The 22408-nt window shown below is 68.5% G+C and carries 15 protein-coding genes and 1 pseudogene; 2 read left to right on the top strand and 14 right to left on the bottom strand.

Features of this window, described 5'->3' with window-relative positions; all coding sequences use genetic code 11:
• Positions 1-108: 108 nt before the first annotated feature.
• The 3 genes from FB468_RS01980 to FB468_RS01970 all read right to left on the bottom strand — a co-directional run bounded on the left by FB468_RS01980 (position 109) and on the right by FB468_RS01970 (position 7383).
• Positions 109-1596 (bottom strand): glutamate synthase subunit beta, encoded by a 1488-nt coding sequence (locus FB468_RS01980; protein ID WP_141885865.1) that lies wholly within the window; start codon positions 1594-1596, stop codon positions 109-111.
• Complete coding sequence (gltB, locus tag FB468_RS01975) at positions 1589-6238, bottom strand: glutamate synthase large subunit (protein WP_141885864.1); 4650 nt, start codon at positions 6236-6238, stop codon at positions 1589-1591. Before gltB ends, FB468_RS01980 begins: the two co-directional genes overlap by 8 nt.
• 368 nt (positions 6239-6606) lie before the next feature.
• Positions 6607-7383: an SDR family oxidoreductase gene (locus tag FB468_RS01970; protein ID WP_141885863.1), complete on the bottom strand. Its 777-nt coding sequence runs from the start codon at positions 7381-7383 to the stop codon at positions 6607-6609.
• Positions 7384-7632: 249 nt separating this feature from the next.
• Here FB468_RS01970 and FB468_RS01965 point away from each other — a divergent pair, with 249 nt between their 5' ends.
• The gene (locus FB468_RS01965; RefSeq protein WP_141885862.1) at positions 7633-7995 is read left to right on the top strand and encodes an RNA polymerase-binding protein RbpA; all 363 of its coding nucleotides are present in this window, start codon (positions 7633-7635) and stop codon (positions 7993-7995) included.
• A gap of 24 nt (positions 7996-8019) precedes the next feature.
• On the opposite strand, the gene lnt is transcribed toward FB468_RS01965, so the two are convergent.
• The 8 genes and pseudogenes from lnt to FB468_RS17345 all read right to left on the bottom strand — a co-directional run.
• The gene (gene lnt, locus FB468_RS01960) at positions 8020-9654 is read right to left on the bottom strand and encodes an apolipoprotein N-acyltransferase (protein WP_141885861.1); all 1635 of its coding nucleotides are present in this window, start codon (positions 9652-9654) and stop codon (positions 8020-8022) included.
• Positions 9651-11912: a DEAD/DEAH box helicase gene (locus FB468_RS01955; protein ID WP_141885860.1), complete on the bottom strand. Its 2262-nt coding sequence runs from the start codon at positions 11910-11912 to the stop codon at positions 9651-9653. The genes lnt and FB468_RS01955 overlap by 4 nt, the downstream gene beginning before the upstream one ends.
• On the bottom strand, positions 11909-12799 hold the full coding sequence (gene tatC / locus FB468_RS01950) for a twin-arginine translocase subunit TatC (protein ID WP_246055689.1): 891 nt from the start codon (positions 12797-12799) through the stop codon (positions 11909-11911). The genes FB468_RS01955 and tatC overlap by 4 nt, the downstream gene beginning before the upstream one ends.
• A 38-nt stretch (positions 12800-12837) precedes the next feature.
• Positions 12838-13812, bottom strand: coding sequence for a helix-turn-helix transcriptional regulator (locus tag FB468_RS01945; protein ID WP_141885859.1), 975 nt, complete (start codon positions 13810-13812; stop codon positions 12838-12840).
• The gene (locus FB468_RS01940) at positions 13812-14843 is read right to left on the bottom strand and encodes a helix-turn-helix transcriptional regulator (protein WP_141885858.1); all 1032 of its coding nucleotides are present in this window, start codon (positions 14841-14843) and stop codon (positions 13812-13814) included. The genes FB468_RS01945 and FB468_RS01940 overlap by 1 nt, the downstream gene beginning before the upstream one ends.
• A gap of 12 nt (positions 14844-14855) precedes the next feature.
• The gene (locus FB468_RS01935) at positions 14856-15794 is read right to left on the bottom strand and encodes a peptidylprolyl isomerase (protein ID WP_141885857.1); all 939 of its coding nucleotides are present in this window, start codon (positions 15792-15794) and stop codon (positions 14856-14858) included.
• An 83-nt stretch (positions 15795-15877) separates the two neighbouring features.
• Positions 15878-16969, bottom strand: a complete 1092-nt coding sequence (locus FB468_RS17350) for a tRNA (adenine-N1)-methyltransferase (protein ID WP_246055925.1) — start codon at positions 16967-16969, stop codon at positions 15878-15880.
• Between the two features lie 141 nt (positions 16970-17110).
• Positions 17111-17668: pseudogene (locus tag FB468_RS17345) on the bottom strand (HAD family hydrolase); the annotation flags it as partial.
• Positions 17669-17732: 64 nt separating this feature from the next.
• Here FB468_RS17345 and FB468_RS01925 point away from each other — a divergent pair.
• Positions 17733-18764: a PAC2 family protein gene (locus FB468_RS01925; protein WP_141885855.1), complete on the top strand. Its 1032-nt coding sequence runs from the start codon at positions 17733-17735 to the stop codon at positions 18762-18764.
• Positions 18765-18854: 90 nt separating this feature from the next.
• On the opposite strand, the gene mshC is transcribed toward FB468_RS01925, so the two are convergent.
• The 3 genes from mshC to FB468_RS01910 all read right to left on the bottom strand — a co-directional run bounded on the left by mshC (position 18855) and on the right by FB468_RS01910 (position 22378).
• Complete coding sequence (gene mshC / locus FB468_RS01920; protein WP_141885854.1) at positions 18855-20129, bottom strand: cysteine--1-D-myo-inosityl 2-amino-2-deoxy-alpha-D-glucopyranoside ligase; 1275 nt, start codon at positions 20127-20129, stop codon at positions 18855-18857.
• A complete protein-coding gene (locus tag FB468_RS01915; protein ID WP_141885853.1) occupies positions 20126-20995 on the bottom strand; it encodes an undecaprenyl-diphosphate phosphatase in 870 nt (289 codons plus the stop codon). Before FB468_RS01915 ends, mshC begins: the two co-directional genes overlap by 4 nt.
• 72 nt (positions 20996-21067) lie before the next feature.
• Entirely contained in the window at positions 21068-22378 is a 1311-nt protein-coding gene (locus FB468_RS01910; protein WP_141885852.1) for a M20/M25/M40 family metallo-hydrolase, read from the bottom strand.
• Between the last annotated feature and the right edge of the window lie 30 nt (positions 22379-22408).

Raw genomic sequence — 22408 nt, 5'->3', positions numbered from 1 at the left:
CTGTTGCTCCTGATTCGAGGATAGACCCGCGACCTCTGTGCGGCCCGCACCCGGGCGCCACGCCCTCAGCGAACGCCCGGGTGCCGCCGCCGCGATCGTGCGAGGGCGCTAGGAGAACGCGCGGTCGTCAGCGCCGACGGGGCTGGGAAGGGTCGTGGAGCCCATGAGGAAACGGTCGACCGACGCCGCGGCCGAGCGCCCCTCAGCAATGGCCCAGACGATGAGCGACTGGCCGCGCCCCGCGTCACCGGCAACAAATACCCCAGGCTCGGCGACCGCGAAGTCACGCGTCCGCTCGAATCCGCCGGAACCACCTTGACTACCGGAGCCACCCGGCCCACCGGGGTCACCCGCATTGGCACCGCCCGTGCGAGCGAGCCCAGCGTCCGCCACGCTCTCCGGCCCGGCGAAGCCCATCGCTATGAGCACGAGGTCGGCAGCGATGACCCGCTCAGTGCCGGCGATCGGCTCGCGGCCGCGCTCGGTGAAGCCGGTCTCCGCCACGCAGAGCCCGGTCACGCGGTTCCCGTCGCCACGAAATTCGACGGTCGAGGCAAGGTAGCTCCGCTCGCCGCCCTCCTCGTGCGAGCTCGACACCTCGAACAGGGTCGGGTGCGTCGGCCAGGGCTGACCGGTCGGCCTGAGCGTTCCCGGCCTACGTCCGATCGCGAGGCTCGTGACACTCAACGCCCCCTGACGGTGCGCGGTGCCGACGCAGTCGGCGCCGGTATCGCCGCCGCCGATGACAACGACGTGCTTGCCCGCGGCATGGAGCTCCTCACCCGCTTCTGCGCCGCGGTTCGCGGCAGTGAGGTAGGCCATTGCGGGCGCGATGCCCGCGAGCTCTCGCCCCGGGAGCGCGAGATCGCGTGGCACAGAGGCCCCCGTCGCGACAACGACCGCGTCGAACCGCCGACGCAGTTCCCGCCACGACATGTCGCGCCCGATCTCCACGCCGCAGCGGAATCGCGTGCCCTCGGCTCGCAGCTGCTCAACGCGCCGCGCCACGAGCGACTTCTCGAGTTTGAAGTCTGGGATCCCGAATCGCAGCAGCCCGCCGGGCTCCTCGTCGCGCTCGTAGACGGCGACCGTGTGCCCTGCCCTGGTGAGCTGCTGCGCAGCAGCGAGCCCGGCGGGGCCCGATCCGACGACCGCGACAGTCTTCCCGGTGAGCCTCGATGGCGGCTGAGGAACGACCCAGCCTTCCTCGAAGGCGCGGTCGATAATGCTGTTCTCGATCTGCTTGATCGTGACGGCGGGCTGGTTAATGCCGAGCACGCAGGCCGACTCGCACGGCGCGGGGCAAGCGCGGCCCGTGAACTCGGGAAAGTTGTTCGTCGCGTGCAGCCGCTCGATCGCTTCACGCCCGCGCCCGCGGTGCACGAGGTCGTTCCACTCCGGAATCAGGTTGCCGAGTGGGCACCCCTGGTGGCAGAACGCCACCCCGCAGTCCATGCAGCGCGAGGCCTGCCGGGCAACCATCGCCCCGTCGGCCGCCTCGACGACTTCTCGCCAGTCGAGCAGGCGCAGCGCAACCGGGCGCTTGGGGGCGAGCTCGCGTTCGCGCACCGTCAGAAATCCGCGTGAATCAACCATGTGTCGCCTCCAATATCTCTGTCCAGACGGTCCCGCCGTCCGGGTCTTGCCCGGCCGCGACTGCCCGCTCACGAATGCTCAAGACACGCTCGTACCCGCGCGGGATCAGTCGCGTGAAGCGGCCAAGCGCCGCGCTCGGATCTGCGGCGAACTGATCGAGGAGCCCCGCGGCAACGGCCGATCCGGTTTGCTCAACGTGCCGCCGCAGCAGCGCGGTAATGCGGGCCCCGCCCTCGCTTTCCGCTCCGTCGGAGTCGGGGCCGGAACCGGGTGCGAACCGTTCCAACCGCAGGGCCCCCGAGGCCACCTCGGCCGCGTTTACCGCGCTCGGGTCAAGGTCGAGGATCACGGCTTCGCCGCCAGACATGCCCGCCCCAAGGTTTCGGCCGGTGGGCCCGAGGATGAGTGCGAGGCCTCCGGTGAAGTACTCCAGCGCGTGATCACCAACGCCCTCGACAACCGCGGTCGCGCCTGAGCCGCGCACGAGGAAGCGCTCGCCAACGGCCCCCGCAATCCACAGTGCACCGCCGGTCGCGCCGTAGCCGATCACGTTGCCGGCGAGCACCTCGCTATCCAGGTAGTGCGCGCTCGCCTGCCCTGCGTGTTCGGCAGGGATGGCGTGTTCGGCAGCGATCGGGTGCGGCCTGATCACGATCTCGCCGCCTGAGAGCCCCTTCCCGACGTAGTCGTTCGCTTCGCCCGTGAGGCGAAGTGTGACTCCCGCGGGGAGAAACGCGCCGAGCGACTGGCCGGCTGAGCCCGTGAGCGTCACGTCGATCGTCTCGGGCGCGAGCCCACCGGCCCCGTACCTTGTCGTCACAGCGTGCCCAAGCATCGTTCCGACGGCGCGGTCGCCGTTTCCGATCGGCAGGTCGATCACGACCGGTTCCGCGCGGTCGAGCGCGTCCCCCGCGAGCGCGATGAGCCGAGTGTCGAAGTGATCGCCGAGTCCGTGATCCTGCTCCACGCCGCTCCTACGCGGGGATCCGACCGGGAACTCGGGCCCGCGAAGCACTCCCGTGAGGTCGAGCCCCTCGGCCTTCCAGTGCCGCACCGCCTCGTCGACGTCGAGCGATGCGGTGTCGCCGACGGCCTCGTCGAGGGTGCGGTAGCCGAGGCTCGCAAGGATTTCGCGGACCTCCTCCGCGATGAACGTGAAAAAGTTCACGATGTGTTCGGCCTGCCCCGTGAACCGCTCGCGCAGCTCGGGGTTCTGCGTAGCAACGCCGACGGGGCACGTGTCGAGGTGGCACACCCGCATCATGATGCAGCCGGAGACGACGAGCGGCGCCGTCGCGAAACCGAACTCCTCGGCGCCGAGAAGCGCCGCGATGACGACATCACGCCCGGTTTTCAGCTGCCCGTCGGCCTGCACGACGACGCGCTCCCGGAGCCCGTTGAGCATGAGCGTCTGCTGGACCTCGGCGAGCCCGAGCTCCCACGGTGACCCCGCGTGTTTGAGCGAGTTCATCGGGCTCGCCCCGGTGCCACCGTCGTGCCCGGAGACGAGGATCACGTCTGAGAGCGCCTTCGCGACCCCGGCCGCGACCGGCCCGATGCCGCTCTGCGCGACGAGCTTCGTCGAGATCCGCGCGTCAGGGTTCGCCCGCTTGAGATCAAAGATGAGCTGCTTCAAGTCCTCAATCGAGTAAATATCGTGGTGCGGCGGAGGCGAGATGAGCCCAACTCCGGGCGTCGCGTGCCTGGTGCGCGCGATCCACGGGTACATCTTCCCGGGCGGGAGTTGCCCGCCCTCGCCGGGCTTCGCGCCCTGGGCGAGCTTGATCTGGATCTCGTCGGCGTGGGTCAGGTACATGCTCGTCACGCCGAACCGCCCCGAGGCGACCTGCTTGATCGCCGAGCGCCGCTCGGGGTCGAGCAAACGCTCCTCGGCCTCGCCGCCCTCGCCTGTGTTCGAGCGGCCGCCGAGCCGGTTCATCGCGATCGCGAGTGTCTCGTGGGCCTCGGGCGAGATCGAGCCGTAGCTCATCGCTCCGGTCGCGAACCGCTTCACGATCTCTGAGACGGGTTCGACGCTTTCGACAGGTACCGGCCCGCGCTGCGGTGAGAACCGGAAGAGCCCGCGGAGCGTCATGAGACGCTCCTGCTGCTCGTTCACCCGCGACGTGTACTCGGCAAAGATCTCGCGCTTGCCGGTGCGGGTCGCGTGCTGCAGCTTGAAGATCGTCTCGGGGTCGAAGAGGTGCGGCTCTTCGCCGCGGCGCCAGCGGTACTCGCCGCCGCTCTCGAGGCGCTTGTGCGCGAGCGGGGCCGTGTCGTCGGGGTACGCTGCCCGGTGCCGGGTCGCGACCTCGGCCGCGAGCACGTCGAGCCCGACCCCGCCGAGTTTGGAGGCCGTGCCGGTAAAGAACCTGTCAATGATCTCGCTCGACAGCCCAATCGCTTCGAAGGTTTGCGCGCCGCAGTACGACGACACGGTGGAGATACCCATCTTGCTCATGACTTTGAGGAGGCCCTTGCCCAGGGCCGTGATGAGCCTGGCGGTGGCCTGCTCCTCGGTCACCCCGGCGATCGTCCCGTCGCGGACGAGCAGACTGACGCTCTCCATCGCGAGATACGGGTTGACGGCCGCCGCGCCGTACCCGACGAGCGTTGCAACGTGGTGCACCTCGCGCACGTCACCCGCCTCGGCGATGAGCGCGACACGCATCCGTTCTCCCTCCCGGATGAGGTGGTGGTGCACCGCCGAAACCGCGAGGAGGGTGGGTACCGGCGCGAGATCCTTATTCGAGTCGCGGTCCGAGAGAATGATGAACTCGGCCCCCGCAGCGATCGCCGCGCTCGCCTCCCAGCACATGGCTTCGAGGCGGTCGCTCAGCCCCGCCGCGCCGAAGTCGACGGGGTAGAGCCCTCGGATCGTGACCGCACGCTCACGCTCGACATCCGTACCGAAGTGCTGAATGCGCGCGAGCGCATCGTTGTCGATCACCGGGAAGTCGAGGATGACCTGCCGGGCGTGCGCGGCTGACTGCGTGAGGAGGTTCTGTTGCGGGCCGATCCCGGTGCGCAGGCTCGTCACCAGTTCCTCGCGCAGCGCGTCAAGCGGCGGGTTCGTCACCTGCGCGAACTGCTGCACGAAGTAGTCGTGAACGTGCCGCGGCCGCTCAGCGAGCACCGCGATGGGGGTGTCTGAGCCCATTGCCGACAGCGGCTCGGCGCCCGTCTCGGCCATCGGGGCGAGGATGAGCCGCAGCTCCTCCTCCGTGTAGCCGAACGTGCGCTGGCGCCTCGCGACCGAGGCCGAGGGGTGCACAAGCGGCTCTCGGTCGGGCTCGTCAGCGAGCCTGATTCGACCCGATTCGAGCCACTCACCCCACGGCGCGAGCGCGGCTAACTCGGCTTTCACCTCAGCGTCGTCGCGCACCTCGCCCGTCGCGACGTTGACCGCGAGCATCCGGCCGGGGCGAAGCCTACCCCGGCGAACCACCCTTCCGGGTTCAAGGTCGAGCACGCCCGCCTCGCTCGCGATGATGAGCAGGCCGTCACGCGTGACGGTGAACCGCCCGGGCCGCAGCCCGTTTCTGTCGAGCAGCGCGACGATGTCGGTGCCGTCGGTCGCGATCATCGCCGCAGGCCCATCCCAGGGCTCCATCACAAGCGAATGGTACTCGAGGAAGTCAGCAAGCTCGGGGTCGAGGTCGATGTTCGACTCCCACGCCTCCGGCACCATCATCGCGAGCGCGTGCGGCAGCGACCGGCCGCTCATGACGAGCAGCTCAAGCACCTCGTCGAAGCTCGCGGAGTCGCTGCCGCCAGGCGAACAGATTGGGAGGAGCGGCGTGAGGTCGCCGAGTGCCACCGACTCGAGCTGGGCTTCCCTCGCACGCATCCAATTCCGATTGCCACGCACCGTGTTGATCTCGCCGTTGTGCGCGACGAGCCTGAGCGGCTGCGCGAGGTGCCACGAGGGAAACGTGTTCGTCGAGTAGCGCGAGTGCACGATGGCGAACCGGGTCTCAAAGCGCGTGTCACCGAGGTCGTCGTAGAACCCGGGGAGCTGCAGCGTCGTCACCATTCCCTTGTAGACGATGGTGCGCGCCGAGAGTGACGGCAGGTAGCACCCGGTCTCGTGCTGAATCCGCTTCCGGGCACGGAACGCGCGTCGCTCAAGCTGCTGCGTGTCCGCGGGCGCACCGGTCGGGCTGGCGACGAGCAGCTCGATGACCGGCGCGGCGTCGCGGGCGCTCGTGCCGAGCACCTGCTCCGACACTGGAACCGGCAGCCACGCGAGCACCGTGAGGCCCTCGGTTTCGGCGATCCGCTCGATACGGTACCGCGCGGCGCGGCGCGCCGTCGACTGCTGGGGAAGGAACGCGAGCCCGGCCGCGTACTGGCCCGGGGCGGGGGCCGCGACCCCCGCATCGGCGAACTTCGCGCGGATCAGGCGGTGCGGAATCTCGGTCAGGATCCCCGCACCATCGCCTGTTCCAGCGTCTGAGCCGACCGCTCCCCTATGCTCAAGGTTCTCGAGCGCGCCGAGCGCAAGCCGCACGATGTCGTGGTTCGGGTCGCCACCAAGTGAGATGACTGAGGCGAGGCCGCAGGCGTCGTGTTCCTCGCGCGGGTCGTACAGGCCTGTCGCGGGCGGGGTGCTGCGTGTGGAATCCATCGATAGCGCCATCGACGTCCTCTCTCTCGGCGGGACGTCGGTGACCCGGTCGGAGCGGCTGCTGTGTTGCCGCAGCAACCGCGGGGGTACGAATGTAGCACTCGTTTATTCGGCAGACACAATCCAAAGTCGACGTTTCTGCAAACTTGCCCGAGGTTGCCATCCTGCTTCCGCAGATTCTTCGCCCAAGGCGCCCGGAAGTCGAACATCACACAGGAGCCGGCCGCCCCGCGCCCCTGTCCGCCCGGCCCCAGCACCAGCACCCACCCGCCACCAGCAATAGAAATGCGATCTGCCGTAGGTATCACCCACACGCTTGGCGCTGGGATACCTACGGCAGATCGCAGGGGTTGCGGCCGATCGGCCGCGAACCGGCCGGACTAGGCCCCGAAGCTCGAGACGTCTCCGACAAGGCGGGTGTTGTCTGCCGGCACCTCGTCGACCGCGGCGCGCGCGACCTCGGCGGCGAACTCGGCCACGTTGTACAGCTTGCCCGCCTGCTCGCGGCGCTCCTCGATCGCGCCCGGGTTCATGCGGTTGAGCAGGGTCGCAGTAACGGTCCCCTCGATCATGTCGCCAGAGACAACAACGAACTCGACGCCGCGCTCGGCAAGCGCGGGGATGCGCTCACGCAGCGCATCCTCACCCGCGCGCTTCGACAGCGCTACCGCTTCGTACTCGGGCATGGTCGGCGTCGTCCGAATGAAGTGCGCCTGGTGGCTCGTCACGAAGACGACGCGCGAGCCCTCTCCCATGAGGGGCAGCGCCGCGTCGAGCACCCGCAGCTGAGCGTCGCGGTTGAGCTGAAGCGCGTAGTCCTCGGCCATGCCCGACTCCATCCCGCCCGAGGCGTTGAGCACGAGGATGTCGAGCCCGCCGTACTCGGCACGGATCGCCTCCATCATGCCGTCAACCGAGGCCTGGTCGGTGAGGTCCGCACCCTGCACGAGTGCGCGGACGCCGAGCTCGCGGAGCTGCTCGCCGAGCTTCTCAGCGCGGGGAGCCTTGTTGCGGAAGTTCACGACGACGTCGGCACCTGCCTCGGCGAAGTAGCGAACAGTGTCGGCGCCGACACCGCGGGAAGATCCCGTCACGAGTGCCCGACGGCCTTCAAGGCTCTTGGCTGCAAGCGGTGGAGTGGCTACGGTCTCAGTCACAGTGTGATTCCCTCAGGGTGCGAGTCGATTGGTATTTGAACGTCACCAAGCGTAGTCCACGAGGCCGGTGCGGCGAGTATGCCTCGCGCGGGGGCGCGACCTTCGCGGCGTCCCGAGGCCCCAGCGCAAACTCGCGTTCAGCGAAAGAGGGTGTACTCGGCGACGAAATCGCGATACGCTGCGAAGAAGTCGGCGGCAGAGTCACCCCCACACACTCACCCAGCGCCGCCGAAGGCGAGGGAGGCTTCAATGGCCGATCGAACACTCAAGGGCTCACGCATTGGTTCGACAAGCTTGCAGGGCGAGACAGGCGTCGAGCTGTCAGCCAGGCGCAGAGTCGAGTACATCACCGATAAGGGCGTGGCGTTCTCCGTCTTGTTTGACGCTGACGCCGAGCCGCCGCCAGAGTGGGTCGACCAGCGCAGCGGCGAGATCGGGTTTCTCGACGACGAAGCCGGCCGCACCGCCCGTGCCGAGCTTGAGGCGAAGGAGTCTGCGCAGCGCACCCCGTGGGACATGCTCATCGAGCGGCGTACCCGCGAGGAGCTTGAGGAGCTGCTCGCGGAGCGACTGAAGCTGCTCCGTGCGAGGCGCGGCACGACCGACTCGTAGGCGTCAGGCCACGGCCTCGACGTGCTAGCGTGTTCGGCGCTGCCTGCCCAGCACCCCGGCCGCGATTCCAGCGACACCGAGCGCCATCCACGCGAACGCAATCCCGGCCCCAAACCGCAGCGCCGGCGTCTTCCCCTCAACGAGCGGAACCGAAGCGACCATCGCATCGCGAGTGAACGGTTCGAGCCCGGCGATGTCGCTGCCGTCTGGCGCGATGATCCGGCTCGTGCCCACCGTCGAGATGTTCACGAGCGCCCGGCCCGACTCGATCGCCCGCAGGCGAGCGATCTGCAGTTGCTGGACGCTCTCGTCGGTGCGCCCAAAGTCTGCGTTGTTCGTCGGCGCGAAGATCACCTCGGCGCCATCATCTGCCATCCGCTCGGCCTGGTCATCGAAGATGATGTCGAAACAGATCGCGACACCTGCGACAACCTCACGCCCGAGCGCTTCAAAGCCGTGCACCGGCTCGTACTCGCCGGGCTCATATTCGAGCTGCACGAGGTCGACGAGCTCGGGCGCGAGCGCGTGGAAAAAGTCTCGGTTCGGCATGTACTCGGCGAACGGCACGGGGAACCGCTTGTCGTAGCGCGCGCCGGCCGCCGACTCGACGAGCCCCTCAGGGCCCCACACGACCGAGCTGTTCGTGTAGGTGCCGTCGTCGTTGGCGAGCACGGATCCGGCGACGATCGGCGCGCCGGCCCGCTTCGATAGGAGGGCTACCTCTCTTCCGCGCAGCGGGTTGTCGGTGAGCCCGAACTCCGCGGAGTTCTCAGGCCACACGATCACGTCGACGCTGTCCCCCGAGGCTTCGAGCTCATCGAGCATCTCCTCGGTGGCGCGGACGTGGTCGGCGTAGACGTCGCCCGACTCGCGGTCGTCAAAGATCCCTGACTTCGAGTTGCCCTGCACCGCTCCGACTCGCAGGCTACCTGTCTGCCCGAGCAGCGCGGGGGGCGCAAAGCTCAGCCCCGTGAGCACCCCCGCGACGGTAACCGCCGCTGCGCATCCGCGCACGGCTGTCCGCCGGAAGGCGGGCGCCTGCAGCCGTGCCTGCGACGGTGCCTGCCCGAACGCGCCAATCACAACAGCCATCGCGAACACGATGAGCCCGCTGAGCCCCGCGAAGCCGAACCATGAGGCGAGGGCACCGAACGGGGTCTCGGCGAACACGTGGGCCACGCGCCCCCACGGGAACCCGCCGTACGGCCAGCTCCCCTGCACGCCCTCGCGAAGCACCCAGACGCCCGTCGCGGCAAGCGACTGCGCGAGCACGATCCACGCGCTGGCGAAGCGACCGAGCGATGCGACCCGCCGCATCCCGAGGCGCGCGATGCCCGACGTAGCGACGGCGGTTGCCGAGCCCTGCAGCACGAACCAGGCGGTCATCACCGTGGCGAGCCCGAGCCAGGGTACGGGCCCGAGGTAGAGGGTGAGCCAGCTCAGGTGCGCGAGCCAGAACCCCGCACCCGCAGCGAGCCCGGCAAGCAGGGCGACGCCCTGCCGCTGTTGCCACCAGCTCGCGAGCATGAGGGGCACCGCGAGGAAGACCAGCGGCCAGGCGGCAACGCCGGGGTTCGCGAGGTCGAACAGGAAGCCGCCGAGGCCCGCGGCGGGCACCGCGGCCCACCACGGAAGGCGGCGAGGGGCGGGCGCGGTCACGACGAGCTCGACGTTTCGACGATGCCGCGCTTCACCGAGCGCTTCGCGTCTCGCGCGAACCCGGCGAGCAGGGCAAACCGTGCCGACTCGTGCTCAAGGTCGGGGTGCGCGAGCGCAACCTCGCAGGCCTGCGACACCTGGTCGAGCATGTCGATCGTCTGTTTCGCCCAGCGCACGAAGTCGCCCGCACCGATACCGCTCGACTCGAGCACCCGCTCAAGCGTCGCACCCTTCGCCCAGTCCCACATGGCGCCCGCGAGGCCAGCGTGCGGCATCTCGGCGCGGGGCAGGCGGTACCGCTCAGCGAGGTCGTCGAGCGCGACCCAGCGATCGAGCACCCTGTCGAAGGCCTGCGCAAACTTGCCGCCCGGCCCACGTTCTCCGCCCTCGTCATCGCGGCGCGGTTCGTAACTCAGCGCGCAGCACATGGCCGCCAGGCCGTGCGCGTCGAGGCCCCGCCACAGATCATCGCGGATGCACTCGGCAACGAGAAGGTCGCGGTCGCCGTAGATGCGGCGCAGCATCTCGCCGTAGGGGGCGACCACGAGTTCGCCCCGCCGGGTGTCGCCCTCGAGATAGCCGAGCTCAAGGAGCTCTTCCACGACCCGCTCAAAGGTGCGCGCGATCGTGCCGGTGCGGTTCGCAACCTGGCGCCTGCCCCGCTCAAGCTGGCGGCGAAGCTTGCGCGCCCGATCCTCCCAGCGCTTCTTATCCGAGCCGTGCGCACGCGCGGCGGCGGCTTCGTAGCCCTTGAGCGAAGACTGCGCGGCCTGGAGTTCGCGCGCCTGGTCGACGACGGCCCTGTCTGCCTGGAACTGGGCGAACGAGAGTTCGAGTGTGTCACGGGCCTGGTCGTAGCTCAGGCGCTGCAACAGGTTGACGGCCATGTTCGCCGTCGGCCTAAACGTTGAGCGCACGGGGAACGAGCGGGTGCCGGCGAGCTGCGAGAGCTCTTCGACGTCGACCCCGTCGCTCCACACGACCACCGAGTGGCCCTCAACGTCGATACCGCGCCGGCCCGCGCGACCCGTGAGCTGGGTGAACTCACCCGAGGTGAGCGGCACACGCTGCTCACCGTTGAACTTGTCGAGCCGCTCAATGACCACCGCCCGTGCGGGCATGTTGATGCCGAGGGCGAGGGTCTCCGTCGCGAACACGAGCTTCACGAGCCGCCGCTGGAACAGCTGCTCCACGACCGCTTTGAAGCCCGGCAGCAGACCCGCGTGATGCGCGGCAACGCCGCGTTCGAGCCCCGCGAGCCACTCACGCGTCTCAAGCACCCGGCGATCCTCGTCGCTCAGCGTCGCGAGCAGTCCGTTCGCGACGCGGCGAATCTCCTCGCGCTCCTCGCGGTTCGTGAGGGCGATCCCCTCGTAGAGGCACTGCCGCACGGCCTGGTCGCAGCCGTTCCGGCTAAAGATGAACACGATTGCGGGGAGCAACCGGGTCTCGTCGAGGGCGCGCGCGATGTCAGCCCGCGAGATCCTACGCGTGCGCCGCTGCGGCGGCCCTCCCCGGGAGCGACGGCGGTCTCCCCCGCGGCCCCCGCCGCCGCCACGGCCGCGGTTTCCGAGCATGCGCAGCTCGGGGTTCACTTTGCCCGAACGCGCGAGCTCGCCGTCGCGATCGACGAAGAGCGGCAGCAGCTCCTTCGGGGTAAGCACGTGCTGGTACAGCGGCACGGGCCGGTTCTCCGAGAGCACGACGTCGGTTTCGCCGCGCACGGCGTGCATCCAGTCGCCGAACTCCTCAGCGTTCGACACCGTCGCCGAGAGCGACACGAGTCGCACACTCTTCGGCAGGTGCAGGATGATCTCTTCCCAGACCGCGCCCCGGAACCTGTCTCCCAGGTAGTGCACCTCGTCGAGCACGACGAACGCGAGGTCTGCGAGCGTGTCTGAGTCTGCGTAAATCATGTTGCGCAGCACCTCGGTAGTCATCACGACGATCGGGGCATTCCCGCGGATGTTCACGTCACCCGTGAGCAGCCCGACCTCGTCCTCCCCGTACTCTTCACAGAGCTCGTGAAACTTCTGGTTCGACAGCGCCTTGATGGGTGCGGTGTAGAAGATCTTGGCGTCGCGCTCGCGCCGCGCGAGGTACACGGCGAACTCGGCGACAGTCGTCTTGCCCGAGCCCGTTGGCACCGCGACGAGCACGCTGCGCCCGGCCTCAAGTCGCTCGCAGGCGTTTCGTTGGAACGGGTCGAGCGGGTACTCGAGGCGCGACTCAAAGTGCGCAAGGGCGGTCTCGTTCACGCGTCGCTATTCGTTTCTCGGGGCTTGCCCCGGGTCGGTCGTGCCTTGCCACTCTCGGCGTCATCATCGAACTCACTGAGGTCGGGTTCGCTCATGTCGATCCCGTACTCCGCGAACTCGGCCGCGCGCCGCTTGTCGACGCGGCGGTCGTGCAGGAGCGCAATCCCGACCGCGATGAAGAACAGCAGCACCATGGGAGCTGCGAGGAGGAACATGCTCCAGAGGTCGGCGGCCGGGGTCGTGAGCGCGGCGAAGAGCACGATGATCAGGATCGCGACGCGCCACCCCTTCAGGATCGTCTTGCCGCGAATGATGCCGACGAAGTTCAGCATCACGAGCACGACCGGCATGACGAAGCCGACGCCAACGGCGAGCATGAGTTTCACCGCGAAGTCGAGGTAGAGCCTGGCGCTCAGGAAGAACGCGTCCTCTGACGGCTGGAACGTCGACATCAGACGCACGATGTTCGGCAGCACGGACCAGGCCGCGAACACGCCGGCCAGGAAGAGGGGCACGGCGGCCGCGAGAAAGCCGACGCCGTACAGTTTCTCTTTGCGGGTGAGCCCGGGTGCGAGGAAGGCCCACACCTGATAGAGCCAGACCGGTGCCGTGATAATCACGGCAATGAACAGCGCGATCTGAATGCGCAGGTCGAACGCCTCGGTGATCGTGCCGTAGGTGAGCGTCGCGTTGCGTCCCTGCAGTTGTAGCGCGTTGATCGGCTCGCGCAGCATGTCCCAGACCCAGTCGACAAGGAAGAAGCCGGCGACGAGGCCGACCACGAGCCCGAGTGCCGCGTACATGAGGCGCTTGCGGAGTTCGACGAGGTGTTCGCCGAGGCTCATTCGCCCCTCCCTGTTACGCGGCTCGCGTGCCTCTTTCACCATGGCGCAAGTGTATCGTTTCCGGACTGCGTGCTGCCGCGCTACTCGCCGTATGCGAAGAGCGCGGCCTCGGCCCATTCGCTCACCGCGGCGCGGGCCGCGGGCGGCGACACGATCTCGATTTCGCCGGGCCCGTGCTGCGCGAGACGCACCGCCGCGCCGGCGTGCCACGCCTCAAAGCGCACGAGGGTGCAGCCCGCGGGAACGGCGCGCTCGGGCTTCGCGACCTCCTCGGGGGCGAACCCCCGAATCGCGGGCAGCAGGCGCAGGGGAACAATGGCGAGGATCTCGGTGCCGACACGCGGCTCAGCAGCACCGACGGCACCGGTGCCGCCAGCCGCACCGGCCGCCTCGCCCGCTACCTCCTCGATCCCGCTCATCTGCGCGACACTAAACGTGCGCGCGGCGCCGCGCTCGACGTTGAACCCGTGCAGGTACCAGACGCCCTCGCGCTCATCGAGGGCCTCGGGGCGCACGGTGCGTTCGCTCTCGTTCCCAGCCGCGTCGAGGTAGCGGAACCTGACGGCCTGGCCGCGCTCGATCGCGCCGACGAGCAGCGAGAGGCCGCCTTCGCTGTCAGCCTGACTCACCGCGACCGACGGCACGGTGGTCGCGCCCATTACACTCCCGAGCCGCTCCCCAAGCGCCGAGGCGACGATCGCGTCGGACTCGTTCAGGAGCGGCCGGAGCGCGGCAAGGCCGGCAAGGAGCGCCGCCGTCTCAGCGCCAGTAAAGCGCGGTGTCTCGTCGATGGCGACGGTGTGCGTGAGCGAGACGGTGTCGCGCTCCTCAAACTCGTCCCAGTCAATGTCGAAGAGGTCGTTGTGCTGGTACGACAGCGTCTCCCCCGGAATACCCGCAGTCCCGAGGAACGAGATGAGTCTGCGCAGCACGCGCGGCTCGACATCGAACGTGCGCCCAAGCTCGGCGATGGGCGTCGGCCCGTGCTCGCGCAGGTACGGCACGAGCGCGAGGAGCAGCAGCACCCTGTCGCTCGCGAGCAGTGACTTGGCCATCAGAGCTGACCCTCCCCGAGCGCGGCGCCCGCGTGCGCCCTGTCGACCGAGCGCAGTAGCTCGACGACACGCGCGCGGAAGTCCTTCGGTTCAAGCGCCACGGCGTCGGCGCCGTAGCTCGCGACGATCGCGGCGAGCTCGACGGTGTCGACCGAGCCGAACTCGAGCACGCGCGCGCCCGCGCTCTCCTCGAGCACGCGGGCGCCTCGCGAGAAGCGCGCGTCAGCACGCGATCGTGGCCGAACGCGCACGCGCACGCGGGTGCGCTCCTGGATCTCGCGCATCTCAGTGACGGCGCGCTCGATCAGGATCGCCGGCTCCGCCGGCCGCCCCGGTTCGTTCGCGAGTGCGGCGCGGCAGCGCACCGGCCCCGAGATTCGGGCAAGCAGGAAGACGCGGGTGGCGTCACGGTCGACATCAAACGCGATGAGGTGCCAGCGGCCCTCAAACCTGCGCAGCTGCAGCGGGTAGACGCGGCGCGCGAGGGGCGCGTCGCGCCCAGGCATCTGGTAGTCGAACTCCGCGAGCTGCTCCGCCTCGATTGCGGTGAGCAGCGCCGGGGCCGACGGCTCTGACGTGCCGAAGCCAGCGTTCACGCCGAGGCTCAGCGGGTCGCGCCCGCCGCCGAGAGATTCAAGCTTCATCGCGGCGCGGCGCGCCTCGTCGGTGAGGCTCCCCTCACGCCACGCGAGCACCGCCATGCGCAGCATCATGAGCTCACGGTCGCTGAACGAGAGCCCCTCGGGCACCTCAAGTTCCGCCTTCGAGATCCGGTAGCGCGTGAGCTGGTTGTTCCCGGGTTCGCCGGGCGAATCGATTGTCTCGACAGGGATCCCGAGCAGCCGCAGCTGCTCCTTGTCGCGTTCGAACTGCCGCTCGAGCGAGGCTCGCTGCGAGTCGTCGCGGTAGCGATCGGAGTAGCCGTACACCGACGACAGCAGCTCGTGCTTCGTCAGGCCTCCGGCGCTCGCGACGAGCGCGAGGACGAGGCTAAAGACCCGCTCTTCGCTGGGGACCTTCGACCGGGCCATTCTCGCCCTGAGCTAGCCCGCTGCAATGATGTCGAGCACGATAACGCGAGCGTTGTCGCCGCCCTCGGTGATGACGACCTGCGAGCCGACCTTCTTGCCGTTGAGCTCGCCGCGGAAGGCCAGGCCCTGTGCCTCGGACTCGGCCTGCTTCGGCAGCAGCTGGGGGCCAGTGCCTGCCCAGGTGTTTGTAAGCACGGAGCCGTCCCAGCTCACCACGAGCGTCTGTACGAGCACGCGGTTCTCAGCGGTGACCTTCTCCCCGCTGCCTTCGATGCGCACACCGGTCGTGAGGCCGACGGGAGCGTCGCGGGGCGGCAGAACGACGCCGGGCACGCCATTCTCGTCGGTCACGACCGCGGGGAACCCATTGGGGAGCCCCCGCTTCTTGCCCGAGGCCTTGAGGCCAGATACGCCTTCAACGTCCATGACAGCCACGAGGGCCGATTCAGGCGTTCCGCCAAGGTCCTGGCGCAGCGGCAGCGCGTCCTGCGGGCTCAGCGCGAGAACGACGCGCTCGCCTGGTGCTGCGCACTGAACTGCCGCGGTGAGCGGGTTCATCGTCTCTTCCGAGACCATGAAGAACTCCTTGGTGGTGTTCTGGCCGCCAAAGCCAGCGCTCTCGAAGAGCTTCTCGCCCGTGCCCTGGTCGTAGAACGCGAAGTTCACCGAGGCGATGCTCCCGTTCCCCGCGACCTTCGCTCCGGCCTTCACTCCGGAACTGTCGACAATCGACCGCTGCGACGTCGTGATCTCGGTCTGCTTCGAGATCGACACCTCGGGCGCGGTTCCGAAACCGCCGAGCACGACGACGCCGTCGCTCAGCGCGCCGGCACCGAGCATCGGGGCGCAGTCGCCGCGGTTCACCTCAACCGGGCCGGTCGAGCTGCAGCCCGTGAGAACGGCTGCGGAAACTGCAACGGTGAGAACCGCTGGGGCGATGCGACGAAGCATGGAACACCTCTCGAGTGCGTCGAATGCGAACCTGGCCATCCTACCGGGTGCGCGCTGGGGATCTGGGTTGGGGCGGGCCGCGGCTACTCGGCGGCCGGGGTGTCAGTCTGGTCGACTGCGCCCCCCGCATCGGCCCCGCCTATGCGGTGCTCGGCGATGCGCTGCGCCTCACGTGCTTTCTTGCGGAGGATCTTGTCGCTCTTCACGAGCTGGCCGACGCTCTCCTCGCTCCACGCCGCGGCGTCGCCGTCCTCACCCATGTCGGGGAGCCAGCTCGCCATATCGGCGTCGGTGAAGTCGCTCTTCGACGCCCGCCGCTTGAGGCTCGGAAGGTTCGTTCCCGGCGCGAGCTTGCGCGCGGTGACCAGGAAGCCGGTGTGGCCGACCATGCGGTGGTCGGGCCGCACGGCGAGCCCTTCAACGTGCCAGCCGCGCACCATCGTCTCCGACGCCTGCGGGTGCGTGAACATTCCAGAGCGCCGCAGTTCCTCGACCGTGCGCGAGAGCTGCGTCACCGTCGCGACATAACAGATGACGACGCCGCCGGGTGACAGCGCCTCGGCGGTGACCCCGACGCACTCCCACGGGGCGAGCATGTCGAGCACCACCCGGTCAACGGACCCGGCCTCGAGCGCGGCCGGCAGCGCTTCCTGCAAGTCGCCGACGCGAACCGTCCAGTTCGCGGGATCCTCACCGGCGTACGCGCGCGCGTTTGCGCGAGCGATCTCAGCGAACTCCTCGCGCCGCTCGAACGAGTGCACCTCACCCTCGGGCCCGACGGCGCGCAGCAGGTGCAGCGACAGGGCGCCCGACCCGACCCCGGCCTCGACAACGCGAGCGCCGGGGAAGATGTCAGCGAGCGACACGATCTGAGCGGCGTCCTTCGGGTAGACGATCGCCGCGCCGCGGGGCATCGACATCACGAAGTCAGACAGGAGCGGCCGGAGAGCGAGGTACTCCTCGCCGCTGTTGTTCGCGATGACCGAAGCGTCGGGTACACCAACGATGTCATCGTGTCGGATCATGCCCTTGTGGCTGTGGAACTCGCCCCCAGCTTCAAGCGTGATCGTGTTCATCCGCCCCTTCGGGCCGGTGAGCTGGACGCGGTCGCCGAAACGGAACGGGCCGCGGAGGGCGGGGGTTGCCTGCGCGGGGGCGGCCTCGGCTGATGTCAACGTGTTCTCCTCAGATGATGGTGTGCGGTGCTGCGCCCAGAGCGCGAACGCCGCGTCGGCGTCGAAACCCGCGAGCGTCGTGCGGGTCTCGTGTGCGAGCCCGGCGTCGAGCGGGACAAGGCCGGGGGTTGCGATGACGACGGCGCCGGCGTCGACGGCGGAAGTGGCGCCCGGCCGCGAGTCCTCAAACGCGATGCAGTCGCGGGCGGCAGCCCCAACGGCTGCGGCTCCCCTCAGGTAGGGGTCGGGGTGCGGCTTCTCGTGCTCGACCTCGTCGCCCGCGATCACGGCCGAAAACGTGCCCTCGGGCAGCAGCGCCACAACCGCGTCGGCGATTCGGCGCACCGACATCGTCACGAGCACGTTCGGTACGCCGCGCTCTGCAAACTCCGCAAGCAGCTCGGTCGCGCCAGGCATCCAGCGCGGCCGCTCAACGGCGAGCCCCGCGACGAGCGAGCGCGACCACTCGTCGATAATCTCGTCTGTCGAGAGCGGCACCCCGAGCTTCTGGAAGTGGGTGGCTGCGGTCGTCAGCCCGAGGCCGACGAGCTGCGTCTCCATCCCTTTCGGGAACGCGAGCCCGTACCGCTCAAGCATCGCGATCTCTGCTTTGATCCACAGCGGTTCGGAGTCGATGATCGTGCCATCCATGTCCCAGAGTGCGGCTGCTGGGCGGCCGACAGGCGTCGCGGTCGTCATTTAGCTAATCCTACCTGGCGGCCACAGATCGGCGGCGCCGCGGGCGAGAGATAGTCTGGGTGCTGTGAATGATTCGACTCCCTCTGAAACCGCACCGCGCGTGCTCATCGCCGCGTTCCAGGGCTGGAGCGACGCGGGCGATGCCACGTCGGAGGCGCTGCAGCACCTCATCAAGCTGCAGAAGGCCGAGTTGCTGCACGTGATCGGGGGCGAGGGGTTCGTCGACCTGCAGTTGCAGCGGCCCCGCATGTATCGCGACGAGGACGGGAAGCGCACGATCGACTGGCCCGACACCCGACTGTACGGCACCGTGCATCGGCCGGGCCTTCCCGCCCCAACCGACGTCGACGCGGGCGAGGCCGACGCGATCACCCGCATCGACGGCACCCCCGTCCACGACCTCTTCTTCCTCCCCGGCTACGAGCCGGGCCGCGACTGGGAGAACTTCGCAGACGAGATCGTCGAGCTCGCCGAGGTGTGGGGCGTCGACCTGGTCGTGCTCCTCGGCTCGATGTACTCCGACGCGCCCCACTCGCGCCCCATCATCACGAGCGTGAGCGCGGAGAGCCCGGAGCTCCGCGAGCGCTACGGCGCCGAGCGAAGCGACTACGAGGGCCCCGTCGGCATCGTCACCGCGATCGAGATGGCGCTCGAGACCGCAACGATCGACAGCCTCGCCCTGTGGGTGCAGGTGCCGCACTACGTCCACTCGGCGCCATCGCCCAAGGCGACGCTCGCGATCCTCGACAAGCTCGAAGAGCTGCTCGACATCGTCATCCCGCGCGGCGAGCTCTTCGCGCAGGCGACCGACTGGGAATCGAACATCAACCGCATCGCCGAGAACGATGACGATATGACGCGGTACATCCGCAGCCTCGAAGACGCGCGCGACGAGGCGCTCGCTGCGGAGACGACGGGCGATGCCCTCGCGGCAGAGTTCGAGAAGTTCCTTGAGCGCGACTCGCGTGGCGCGGCCGGCACGATCCGCGAAGACGGCGCGGCCGGCGAGCTCGGAGAGAGCAGCGAGCTCGGGCAAGGCAGCGAGCAGAGCGACCAGCCCGGTCAGGATCCGGATCCCGGCGAGCAGCAACGGTAGCGCTACAGCGCTAGCTCTCAGGAAAACCTCGGCCCCGATCTCGCGATCGGGGCCGAGGTGTTCTGTGCTGGTGTGTTCCGTGCCAGGGGTCTATTCCTCGGGCTGCAGCTTGACGCCGAGCAGCGCCTGCACGGCGTGCGCGACGAGGCACGGGTCGTCGACCCCTGCGGCGAGGGCAGCGTCGAGCGTCGCCAGCATGACCGGGGTGTCGAGGTCGTTCGCGAGCGCAGCGCGCAACTGCTGCAGCACAGCGGAGGCGGAGACCGGCTCGGCGGTCGTGCGATCGAGGCCCTCGCGCCACGCTGCGAGCCTGCGCTCCGCACGCTCAAGGTCGCTGTCGAACCACTCCCACTCGGTGCGGTAGTGGTTCGCGAGGAGCGCGAGCCTGATCGCTGAGGGGTCAACGGGGTGCCCAGCGTGGGTACCGTCGAGCAGCTTCGACACGAAAACGAGGTTGCCGCGCGACTTCGACATCTTGTGCCCGTCGTACGACACGAGTGCCGCATGGCAGAAGGCGTGCGCGAGCGGCTTGCCCGAGATCGCGGTCACGTGTGCAGCGGTGAACTCGTGGTGCGGGAACACAAGGTCGTGACCGCCGCCCTGCACCGTGAACAGCTCGCCGAGCGCCTGCCTGGCGATCACGGCGCACTCGATGTGCCAGCCGGGTCGCCCCTCACCCACGACCGACTCCCAGCTCGGCTCCCCCACGCGAGCTGAGCGCCAGAGCAGCGGATCAAGCACGTCGCGCTTGCCCTCGCGTTCGGGGTCGCCGCCGCGCTCGGCGCTCAGGGTCTCAAGCAGAGCGCGCTCGTACGGCGCGACGTCGCCAAGCCGCCACTGTGACTGCCGCTGCGCGCCGCGCACGTCGAAGTAGATGTCGTCGCCTGCCTCAGACTCCGGCGTCGGCACGGTGTAGGCGTAGCCGAGGTCGATGAGTTCTTCGACGCCGCCAGCGATCTCGTCGATCGCCTCGGTGACCGCGACGAAGTGGTCGGGCGGGATCATGCCCATGCGATGCATGTCAGAGCGGTAGAGCCCGATCTGCTCGTCAGCGAGGCCGCGCCAGTCAACGCCCGTGGCGTTCGCGCGCTCGAGCAGCGGGTCATCGATATCGGTGATGTTTTGGGCGTAGACCGTCTCGATGCCGGCGTCGCGCCAGGCGCGCTGCATGATGTCGAACGTCAGATACGTGAAGGCGTGCCCGATGTGGGTGGCGTCGTACGGCGTGAGCCCACAGACGTAGAGTGTCGCTCGGTCGTCTTGAATCGCGGGGTGCTCGAGCCGGCCCTTTGCCGTGTTGAAGAGCTTGGGAGCCTCGCCGGCACCGGGGAGCTCCGGGATTACCGGAGGGGTCCAGGTTCTCACTGCGCACCGTCCTGGAACGCGATTGCAGGGACCTCGCCGCCCGGGGTGAGTACGCCGGTGACGAGCAGCACGATGATGACGACACCGATGAGCACGCGGTAGATGACGAACGGCATAAAGCTGCGCTTGGAGATGTAGCGCATGAAGAAGCCGATCACTACAAGGGCGATCGCAAAAGCAACGACCGTGGCGATGATCGTCATGCTCCAGGGGGTCTGCGTCTCGGGCGCCTTGATCACCTTGAACACCTGGTAGAAGCCAGAGCCGAGCACGGCGGGAATCGCGAGCAGGAAGGAGTAGCGCGCAGCCGCCTCGCGCTTGTAGCCCATGAAGAGGCCCGCGGTGATCGTGCCACCGGAACGCGAGACGCCGGGAATCAGCGCGGCCGCCTGGGCGAACCCGTAGATCAGGCCGTGCTTCCACGTGAGCTTCTCGATGGGTCGCACCTTCTGACCGACCCGGTCGGCGACGCCAAGCAGCAGACCGAACACGATCAGCGAGATCGCGGTGAACCAGAGCGACCGGAGCGTCGTCTCGATCGAATCCTGGAACAGCAGCCCGAGCACGACAATCGGGATAGTGCCGAGAATGATCCACCAGCCCATCTTCGCGTCGGGATCGTTGCGCGGCACGGTCTTCCCGGACAGCGACTTGAACCACCTACCGATGATCCGCACGATGTCGCGCCAGAAGAACACAATGACCGCCGCCTCGGTTCCGATCTGCGTGATCGCGGTGAACGCCGCACCGGCGTCACCGATGCCGAGCAGCTCGCTCGTCACCCGGAGGTGTGCGCTCGAAGAAACCGGCAGAAACTCAGTGAGCCCCTGAACGATGCCGAGGATGATCGCCTCGAAAATACCCATGCGGTAGTGGCCTTCCGTCTCGTGGCACGCGCTGCGAGCCGTCGTCCAGACTAGCCCAACGGGGCTTGGGGATCAGTAGGAGCGGAGCAAATCTGCGAGCACGCGGTGGCCAAAGTCAAGCGCGTCAAGGGGCACGCGCTCGTCGACCCCGTGGAACATCCCGGGGAAGTCGAGGTCGGCCGGCAGCCTGAGCGGGGCGAAGCCGTACCCCGTGATGCCGAGACGCGCGAGGGCCTTGTTGTCGGTGCCCCCGCTCAGCAGGTACGGCAGCACCTTCGCGCCAGGGTCGTGTGCCTCGATCGCGGCCTTCATCGCCTCGACGAGCTCGCCCGCGAAGGGCACCTCGAGCCCAATGTCGGAGTGCACGGTCTCGATCTCAATGTCGGGTCCGACGATCTCGCGAATCTTCGCGATCACCTCATCACGCTCGGCGGGCAGGGTGCGCACATCGACGAGGGCCTCCGCGGTATCCGGGATGACGTTGTGCTTGTAGCCCGCCTTCAGTACCGTCGGGTTCGTCGTGTTGCGCAGGCTAGCCTGGATCAACCCAGCCCCCTTGCCGAGACTGAGCACCATCTCCTCGGGGTTGATCTCCGTGAGGTCTGCGCCAACGAGCGTCGCGATTTCATCGAGCAGCTCGCGGGTCGTGTCGCACAGTGCGATCGGCCACTCGTGGCCGCCGAGCGCAGCAATAGCGGCTGCGAGCTTCGTCACAGCGTTGTCGTGCCACACGCGCGAACCGTGGGCCGCAGTGCCCCGGGCGCGCAGCCTGATCCAGTCGAGCGCCTTCTCCCCTGTCTGCACGAGGTACGCGCGCTGGCCTGCGATCTCGATCGAGTACCCGCCGACCTCGCTAATCGCGGTGCCAGCGCCGGCAAACAGCTCTGGGTGGTGCTCAACGAGGTAGTGCGACCCGTAAACGCCACCGTTCTCCTCGTCGGCGAAGAACGCGAGGATGATGTCGCGGCGCGGCTTCTCCCCCGCGCGCAGCAGCTCAGCGATCGCGGTAAGGATCATGGCGTCCATGTCTTTCATGTCGACCGCGCCGCGACCCCACAGGAGCCCGTCCTTCACAACGCCCTCGAACGGATCAACTGTCCAGTTGGCCGGGTCCGCGGGAACGACGTCAAGATGCCCGTGGAGCACGAGGGCCGGGAGCTCGGGCTGCGCGCCCGCGACGCGCGCGACGACGCTCGCGCGCCCGGGATCCGACTCGATCGTCACGGGGTCGAGCCCGAGATCGCGCAGGAACGCACTCACATAGTCCGCAGCTGGGCGCTCGGGATTCGCGTCGCCCTCCCCACGGTTCGACGTATCGATCCGAATAAGGTCGCGAGCGATTCGCGCGGTTTCTGACAGTTCAACATCGAGCTCTGGTGCCATACCTCCACCATAGCCCGCCCGAACGCCCGT

This window comes from Leucobacter komagatae, assembly GCF_006716085.1.
Taxonomy (GTDB): Bacteria; Actinomycetota; Actinomycetes; order Actinomycetales; family Microbacteriaceae; genus Leucobacter; species Leucobacter komagatae.
The sequence above is the reverse complement of the archived record's forward strand: the minus strand, read 5'-3'. Positions and strand labels throughout refer to the sequence as shown.

Coding starts and splice junctions, on each gene's coding strand:
- FB468_RS01980 (WP_141885865.1), bottom strand. CDS start 1,596: ATGGTTGATTCACGCGGATTTCTGACGGTGCGCGAACGCGAGCTCGCC.
- gltB (WP_141885864.1), bottom strand. CDS start 6,238: ATGGCGCTATCGATGGATTCCACACGCAGCACCCCGCCCGCGACAGGC.
- FB468_RS01965 (WP_141885862.1), top strand. CDS start 7,633: ATGGCCGATCGAACACTCAAGGGCTCACGCATTGGTTCGACAAGCTTG.
- tatC (WP_246055689.1), bottom strand. CDS start 12,799: ATGGTGAAAGAGGCACGCGAGCCGCGTAACAGGGAGGGGCGAATGAGC.
- FB468_RS01945 (WP_141885859.1), bottom strand. CDS start 13,812: ATGGCCAAGTCACTGCTCGCGAGCGACAGGGTGCTGCTGCTCCTCGCG.
- FB468_RS01940 (WP_141885858.1), bottom strand. CDS start 14,843: ATGGCCCGGTCGAAGGTCCCCAGCGAAGAGCGGGTCTTTAGCCTCGTC.
- FB468_RS01935 (WP_141885857.1), bottom strand. CDS start 15,794: ATGCTTCGTCGCATCGCCCCAGCGGTTCTCACCGTTGCAGTTTCCGCA.
- FB468_RS01915 (WP_141885853.1), bottom strand. CDS start 20,995: ATGGGTATTTTCGAGGCGATCATCCTCGGCATCGTTCAGGGGCTCACT.
- FB468_RS01910 (WP_141885852.1), bottom strand. CDS start 22,378: ATGGCACCAGAGCTCGATGTTGAACTGTCAGAAACCGCGCGAATCGCT.